This is a genomic window from Tunicatimonas sp. (genome assembly GCF_049647865.1).
GTDB lineage: Bacteria > Bacteroidota > Bacteroidia > Cytophagales > Cyclobacteriaceae > Tunicatimonas.
The window spans coordinates 1-2,036 of record NZ_JBARYM010000745.1 but is presented as its reverse complement, the minus strand read 5'-3'; the positions used below and the strand labels follow the sequence as shown (position 1 = coordinate 2,036).

General features: G+C 42.6%; 3 protein-coding genes. 1 reads left to right on the top strand and 2 read right to left on the bottom strand.

Translation table 11 applies throughout. The annotated features are described in order from the left end of the window. The gene (locus tag WBA23_RS21700) at positions 1–255 is read right to left on the bottom strand and encodes a type II toxin-antitoxin system Phd/YefM family antitoxin (RefSeq protein ID WP_424584374.1); all 255 of its coding nucleotides are present in this window, start codon (positions 253–255) and stop codon (positions 1–3) included. 56 nt (positions 256–311) lie between these two features. Further along, complete coding sequence (folD, locus tag WBA23_RS21695; RefSeq protein ID WP_424584373.1) at positions 312–1,193, bottom strand: bifunctional methylenetetrahydrofolate dehydrogenase/methenyltetrahydrofolate cyclohydrolase FolD; 882 nt, start codon at positions 1,191–1,193, stop codon at positions 312–314. Positions 1,194–1,522: 329 nt separating this feature from the next. Here folD and WBA23_RS21690 point away from each other — a divergent pair. Next, on the top strand, positions 1,523–2,036 hold a 514-nt coding region (locus WBA23_RS21690; RefSeq protein ID WP_424584372.1), incomplete at its 3' end, for a Fic/DOC family N-terminal domain-containing protein.

Here is a 2,036-nt window from a genome sequence, read left to right as displayed (position 1 = left end):
TCATTCATCCAGTAAACCTCTTTCTATCCCTTGTCCTTCTTCATATTCTTTAATACCTCGAGCTAGTCGTTCCGCATTTTTAGGACTACTTAATAGATGAAGGGTTTCTTGTATTCCTTCGTAGTCTGATCTTGATAAAACTACCATATCCTGCCCATTGGAACGAGTAACATATAAAGGAGTACGAGCCTCGAAGACTTTGTCCATAAAAGACTTTAGGTTTTGCCGAAAATTTGAATACGTAGTAATTTCCATATAATTAATAAATGTACAACTAATTGTACAAACGAAAATTACCCTCTCTTAGTTACTTATGGATGAATCTCTTTTTTCGCCGCCAGCATCGCGTTGTAAAGCAAAGCTGCTCTAGTCATGGGACCAACCCCGCCGGGTACCGGGGTAATGTAGCTGCACTTTTCCGCTACGGCTTCAAAGTGAACATCACCCACTAGCTTATAGCCCCGAGGGCGTTCGGGCGCATCCACTCGATTAATACCTACGTCAATGACTACCGCTCCTTCTTTTACCATATCAGCGGTTACGAAGTGAGCCTTGCCAATCGCCGCGATTAGAATATCCGCCTCTCGGGTAATTTCAGCCATATTTTTGGTACGGCTGTGGCAAATAGTAACCGTTGAATTGCCCGGATTAGACTTACGGGACATTAGTAGACTCATGGGAGTACCCACAATATCGCTGCGGCCAATCACCACGCAGTGCTTGCCTTCGGTTTTAATTTGATAGCGCTCTAGCAACTGCATAATGCCCAGCGGAGTAGCGGCTACGTAGGAGGGTAAGCCTTTCGCCATCCGCCCGACGTTCACCGGATGAAAACCATCGACGTCTTTTTCGGCTTTAATAGCAAACGTAATTTTCTCGTCGTTGATATGCTTAGGCAATGGTAATTGCACTATGAAGCCATCCACATCAGAATTATTATTTAGTTTGTGTACTTCGTTTAGCAGCTCTTCTTCGGAAATTGATTCATCTAAGCGTACGAGAGTAGAGTTGAAGCCAACCTGTTCACAATCTTTCACTTTGTTGCGAACATAGGTTTCGCTGGCAGTATCATTGCCTACTAGCACTGCCGCCAGATGCGGAACTTTGCCTCCGTTAGCCTTAATTTGTTGAACTTGTTCAGTAAGTTCTTGACGAATTTTTTGAGCGGTTTGCTTCCCGTCTATAATGGTCATAGTGGTGAGATTGTATCTAATTAGTTGATAGGACTTTAGAAAGCTGCAAAAGTAAATATAAGCCAGTTGCCATCATAAAAAAGCTACTGAAACAATCCGCACTTCCGGTTTAGATTACTGCAAGAAGCCGAGGTAAAGAAACCAGTAATACTTTCTGCTTCTATAAACATTATCTTGCGTCGTTTTTAATGCCTGTTCAGTTATTTGCCTTAAATTTAAGTTTATTAGTACTATAAAAATCATAAAATCGTTTATTTAATGTTTAGTGCAAAAACAGGCCTTGATTTAAGGTTCCATCAATAGATAAACATTAAGAGAAACTTTAAGTGATGTCTGAAACTAGCTGGATCAATCCCGACCGAAACCAACCCTGGAATACATTACCGTCACTACCTATTTCTGATAAACATTATCGAACGGTAGAAGTGCTGGAACAACTGGGTGAAGCGAAAGCAGCATTGGCTCGCTTACACGGACGTAGCGCGGCTATACCCGATCAAAAGCTTTTGATTAATACTATTAGCTTACAGGAAGCGAAAGCCTCCAGCCAGATTGAAAATATATTTACTACCGACGACGAGCTGTACCAAGCATTCAGTCAAAATGATTTACAAGAGACTTATGGTGCTCCTAAAGAAGTGTTGCGCTATCGCGAAGCTTTATGGCAGGGGTTTCATACCCTAAAACAGAAGGAAGTTTTTGATCTGGATTATTTCATTCAGATGTACCAAGAGGTGAAAGAGGCAAGTGATGGATTTCGTCCAGCATTTACCCGCATTGTGATTCGTCAGGGGGGCAGTGGGCCAACTGCCGGGCAGGTGATTTATACGCCACCCCGGGGGG